This window comes from Streptomyces sp. ISL-1, from assembly GCF_018614585.1.
Classification (GTDB): domain Bacteria; phylum Actinomycetota; class Actinomycetes; order Streptomycetales; family Streptomycetaceae; genus Streptomyces; species Streptomyces maoxianensis.
This window is the reverse complement of record NZ_JAGGOI010000068.1, coordinates 1-5,056: the sequence shown is the minus strand read 5'-3', so window position 1 is coordinate 5,056 and position 5,056 is coordinate 1. Positions and strand designations below refer to the sequence as shown.

Below are 5,056 nucleotides of genomic sequence, written 5' to 3'. Positions count from 1 at the left end.
CCGAGGTTAAGGATCAAGCTCATCGTCGACAGGAAAGGCCGCATGCGGCCCAACGCGACTGCCGCTGAGTGACGGCTATGCGGACCTTCTTCGCAGGTATGTCATTTCCTGGTGGTCCGATGGTGGTGGTGTGCCTGGGCTTGAGGTGATCGGCCGACAGGACCGCCAATGCAGCGCCTGCCCCACATGTTGTCAGCACCCCAAACTCCGTGACGCGCAGGGACTGTGAAGGACCGTCACGTCGCTGTTCACGTGCTCTGCACGGCTTCCTCGATTAAACCTTGATCATTACCGTTACGGTGATGATCTCTTTTACGGGGAGCACATCTCCTACCAGGAAGCACAAGCGTGAAGAAACGTACTACCCTCATATGCGCGGCAATTGGTGCGGCAGCTACCCTTGCGGGGGTCTTCCCCCAGCAGACCCCGGCCACGGGACAGGACACCGTCACCCCGGTCGCACAGACCAAAACCCTGAAACCGCAGTACGCCACCACGGCGAACGGCGAGATCACCATGACGGTCGACCTGACCCAGGAGCAGATCGGCAAGGCACGCGACCGCGTCAAGGCGAACAAGCCGCTCGAGAAACCGAAACAGACCAGCAAGCGCCCTGCCGATGCGAACCGGCAGAGCGGCAAGCCCATGACGCTCGCCGACGCCTACAAGCAGGCCGCGGACAGTGTCAAGGAAGCCCACGCCAAGCCCTACAAGGACTTCGGCAAGGCAGCGCAGACCGCGACCGCAGGCGACGGCAGCAAGATGAACATGAGCCTCGCCGCTTCCTACGACCTCAACGAGAGCACTGTCGGCTACCCGGTCGGAACCACCCCGCCGGCCACCCTGGAAGCCTTGTGCTTCGGCGGTACCGCAGAGTTCGACGCGGTCATCGACCGCTTCACCGCATGCGGGCGCACCAAGCTCATCGCCAAGTACTACGAGGTCGACTCCAAGACCGGTGCCCGCGAGTACATGGGCACGAACACCGGCCTCGTGCAGCTGTACACCCAGCAGTACAACAACGACCGGTCCACCCGCATGTTCGCCAAGATGCAGAAGGACTCCGTCACCTACGACTGGGGCTGGTGGGACAACATCTGGACCGCCCCCGGCGTTGATCTGACCGTCATCGGGAACTGCTTCGGCAATACCACCAGCTGCTCGGCGACCGGCTCCCCCATCACGCTGACGTGGGAGAACTGGAACAGCATCGACACCTGGTACAACTGGAACGCCAACAGCAACGCGATGTACGGGCTCGGTCGGGACAAGCTCGGCGCCCACGGCACCCACGTCGAGTTCTACACCGACACCGGCGATTACAGCTCCGAGTCCCGCGCCTCACTCTCCCGCCGTCTCGTGCGCTGCGACTCCGCCACCTACATCTACGCGGACTGGCAGAAGGGCTGCGTATTCATCGAGACCATCCCGCGGATGATGTACTCGCGCGCCGCAGACTCCCCCCACAAGGGTGTTGCCGACCACATCTACAAGGCGCAGAACCAGCCCGACTCGACGTACCCGACGAGCGCCGCTTTGAAGAGCATCCCCGGTAAGTACGTAGCCGGCGACTACTATGCGGCCGGCCTGCACCGTCTGCACGAGAACTTCCACCTGACGACGATGAACGCCAACACCTCCCACAAGGACCAGGCGTGCACCTCGACCGGCGAGTACTCCACCACCGGCCTGCCGCTCTCCCTGCGGCCTGAGCCAGGCGTCGAGGACTGCGACGAGTACCCGTTCCGTTCCACGCGCGAGGGCGCTTCAAGCCCGGACTGGGACTTCTCCGTGTATCCCGTCGACCTCAGCCAGAACCGGTCTGCCGGCAACACGCTGATGAACTACGTGCGTAACCACCGCATCCTCGCGTGGGATGACACCCTCCCAGACCCGGCCAACAGCAACGACCGGTACTACGTGCAGATCGTGGACTTCTAGCCCACAGGACTGTCACACCCGGAAAGTATGATGAGCGGCGCTCCTCGAACATCGAGGAGCGCCGTTCCCGTTCTCGCCGGAGGCCTCGTGGACCTGATGCAGACCCTCGACGGCTACTTCGGCGGCTGGTCGTTCACCTTCACCACGCTGCCCCCGCTCGAGGCGCTGCAGGCTATGGAAGCCGTCTCCATCCGCCCCATCGAGAACCCGCTCGATGCGCTCCGCGAGGAAGAAGACGAAGGCCTTGCTGAAGACGGTGTTCTTCTCGTCGCCGGCCGCGTGCACCCTGGCTGGAGCATCATCATCGAGACCAGTGGCTACACGGGACTCGTGGGAGCCGAACGGTCCGTTCTCCTCGAGCTGTGCAGCGCCGAGTATCCCGCGATGACCGTCTTCAAGAATCCCAACCGTCTCGAGCTGCTGTACGCGGACCTCGACGACAGGTGGGGCGGCATGGCGCTCGATAGCGGGATCCGATGGGGCGAGATGAGCCCGCCCATCTCGGCTGTACTCACCGCGGCCGGGTTCCTCCCCGATGGCCAAGGCATCTCGACGGAGATCGCCGACCGTGCGTACAACGATCTCGCGCAGCGCGCTATCGCCGCAGCGACGGGAGTATCCCTGGACGACGTCGAGACAGCTGGCGGCTGGGCCTCGGGGATCGTCCTGGCGGAGACGGCAGCGACGCAGGTCTCGCGGAGCAGATCGCTTCGTTGACCGCCGCGTAGCGACACCGGCCGCCTCCGGACTCAACGATCTCCCGCTCGGCGAGCCGGATCTCCTCCAGCTCGACCTTGGCCTTCTTGATCTTCGTGGCCACCCGCTTGCAGAACATCGTCGCCAGGTCGTCGCGGACCCGCATCCTCGCCTTGTGCGTCAGGCACGCGATCAGCGCGACCTGCTTTACGGGTGCGTAGTCCCGCAGCTTCGAGGCGTCCGCCGCGTCCGCCTCCCCGGCGAAGTCGGTGATCTTCCCCGTGGCCACCGCGACTCCATCCACACCGACGTGTCACCGAGCCCGTCCACCCGCTCCAGGCGCTTGGCCAGGTTCTTGAAGTGCGACCAGGCCGGCCCCTTGGCGGGCTTCTTCAACCGGTTGAACAGCGTCGTCCCGTCGCCGTCGCGCTCCTCCAGCAACCGCATGAGCCCCGCCCGCTGAGCGGCGCTCATGCGGTCGTGGATGCCCGCTCGGATCGAGGCGTTCACCTCGGTGCGGATCTTCGAGGCCATCTTGTCGAAGGTGGAGAACCCCGGCAGCTTCAGCCCGGCCTCCACGACCTTCTCCAGCGCGATGTTGATCAGGTCCGCCGGGCGGTTCTTCGCCGCGGCCTCCTTGCGGATCGACTGCTCGGCGATCCCCTGGGAGTGCCTTGGCCTGGTCGTACTTCACGCCGACCTGCTTGCGGACCAGGCCCCGGTGGTGTTTGGCGGTCCTCTCCGCCCGGTACACCGGCAGCGTGCCCTCCGGCAGCTCCACCTGCCGCCGGACGAACTCCACCACCTGCTCCGGGACCTCCTCCAGCGCCGGGAAACAGCCCATGCGCTGGTACGACTTCAGCATCAGCAGCAGGGCCAGAGATGCTCATCACCATCCGTGGCATCGGCCGCCCACTCCACCTCATCGCGAGTCGGCGAGAAGAACAGATGCAGCTCATGCGCGGTGATCAGCCGCTTGAACCGCGGACACGCGGTCCGCTCGATCAAGGTCACAACCCACCCCAGGCCCCGGACGACAGCAACATCACGACCAACGACACCGAGCCGAACGGGTGACGGGCTGGGTGCTCTCAAAGTGCGGGATGTGGCGTTCCGTCGGTCTTGTCATCGCTCGATGGTGTGACGTTGGGGCATCGCTGCCGGTCAGGAGTTCGGGGTTCGCTTGAGTTATGGCATGAGCATGCGCATGCCGTACCCGAGCGATCTCACCGATGAGCAGTGGGAGCTCGTCGAACCCGTGATCACGGCATGGAAGGCCCGGCATCCGTCGGTCAGCGGGCATCAGGGGAAGTACGCGATGCGGGAGATCGTGAACGCGATCCTCTACCAGAACCGCACGGGCTGTCAGTGGGAGTTCCTGCCCCATGACATGCCCCCACCCGGAGCGGTGAAGTACTACTTCTACCTCTGGCGCGACGAGGGCACCGACCAGGACATTCACGACCTGCTGCGCTGGCAGCTGCGGGAGAAGCGGAAACGATTAGCCGACCCGAGCCTGGTGGTCCTGGACACGCAGAGCATCCACGTGGCCGTCGGCGTCCCGGCCACGACGACGGGCCGGGACGCCGCGAAAAGGGTGCCGGGCAGGAAGAGATGCCTGGCCGTGGACGTGTTGGGCCTCGTCATTGACTGCGTCGTCCTGCCCGCCTCCGCGCACGAGAACACCGCCGGCATCGCCCTGCTGGACGGTGTCACCGAGCAGTGCGACACGGTGAAGAACGCCCTGGTCGACCAGGGCTTCAAGAAGAAGGTCGTCGAGCACGGCAAGAACGTGGGCATCGACGTCGAGATCGTCGAGCGCAACCCGGACGACAAGGGCTTCGTCCCGCAGGCCAAGCGGTGGATCGTGGAGCAGACGAACGGGATCCTGATGTTCTACCGCCGTCTCGTACGCGACTACGAACACCGCCCCGCCTCCTCCCGCTCCCGCGTTCTGTGGGCGATGACCTCCGTCATGAGCCGCCGCCTCACCGGAGCCACCATCGCCTCCTGGAGGACCGCATGAGCGAGAACCCACAGGTCAAAGCCATCCTGGAACACATCGAAACCCGCGAGCGCGAACTGGCCGACCAAGTTGGGCAGTTCCGGGCCCGCATCGAAGAACTCACCCGGCAACTCGGCGAACTCGACGCGGAGAGCGAGAACCTGCGCATCACCCGCAAGACCCTCCTCACTCTCCCGCTGCCCTCACCCGCCACCGGGCCGGACCGCCCCGACATCCCGGACCACCCCGCCTACCAGCAGATCCTCACCTCCCTGGCCGACGCGGGCCGACCGATGCGCGCCCGCGACCTCTGCCAGGTGCTCGACCTGCCGATCCTCCCGAAGAACACCGAAGGCATCCGCTCCAAACTGAAACGCCTGGTCAGCCGGGGCATCCTCATCGAACCCGAACCCG

General features: G+C 65.2%; 6 protein-coding genes and 1 pseudogene. 4 read left to right on the top strand and 3 right to left on the bottom strand.

Annotated features, from left to right (window positions below):
• Positions 1–348: 348 nt before the first annotated feature.
• Together J7E87_RS33815 and J7E87_RS33810 are read left to right on the top strand one after the other, a co-directional pair.
• Positions 349–1,941, top strand: a complete 1,593-nt coding sequence (locus tag J7E87_RS33815) for a hypothetical protein (RefSeq protein ID WP_215098486.1) — start codon at positions 349–351, stop codon at positions 1,939–1,941.
• A gap of 87 nt (positions 1,942–2,028) precedes the next feature.
• Positions 2,029–2,658: a hypothetical protein gene (locus tag J7E87_RS33810; protein ID WP_215098485.1), complete on the top strand. Its 630-nt coding sequence runs from the start codon at positions 2,029–2,031 to the stop codon at positions 2,656–2,658.
• A gap of 186 nt (positions 2,659–2,844) precedes the next feature.
• Here the strand turns inward: J7E87_RS33810 and J7E87_RS36320 are convergent, their stop codons facing one another.
• The 3 genes and pseudogenes from J7E87_RS36320 to J7E87_RS35730 form a co-directional block, all read right to left on the bottom strand.
• Positions 2,845–3,216, bottom strand: coding sequence for a hypothetical protein (locus J7E87_RS36320; RefSeq protein ID WP_215098484.1), 372 nt, complete (start codon positions 3,214–3,216; stop codon positions 2,845–2,847).
• Between the two features lie 169 nt (positions 3,217–3,385).
• Positions 3,386–3,481 (bottom strand): annotated as a pseudogene (locus tag J7E87_RS36315) (DUF4158 domain-containing protein); the annotation flags it as partial.
• Positions 3,482–3,501: 20 nt separating this feature from the next.
• Entirely contained in the window at positions 3,502–3,651 is a 150-nt protein-coding gene (locus J7E87_RS35730) for a hypothetical protein (protein WP_251018400.1), read from the bottom strand.
• 181 nt (positions 3,652–3,832) lie between these two features.
• On the opposite strand from J7E87_RS35730, the gene J7E87_RS33795 reads away from it, so the two are divergent.
• The gene (locus tag J7E87_RS33795) at positions 3,833–4,663 is read left to right on the top strand and encodes an IS5 family transposase (RefSeq protein WP_215098483.1); all 831 of its coding nucleotides are present in this window, start codon (positions 3,833–3,835) and stop codon (positions 4,661–4,663) included.
• On the top strand, positions 4,660–5,056 hold a 397-nt coding region (locus tag J7E87_RS33790; RefSeq protein ID WP_215098482.1), incomplete at its 3' end, for a hypothetical protein. The genes J7E87_RS33795 and J7E87_RS33790, both read left to right, overlap by 4 nt.

What these genes read in the sequence shown, in the direction of transcription:
- J7E87_RS33795 (WP_215098483.1), top strand. Translation starts at nt 3,833, where the DNA reads ATGAGCATGCGCATGCCGTACCCGAGCGATCTCACCGATGAGCAGTGG.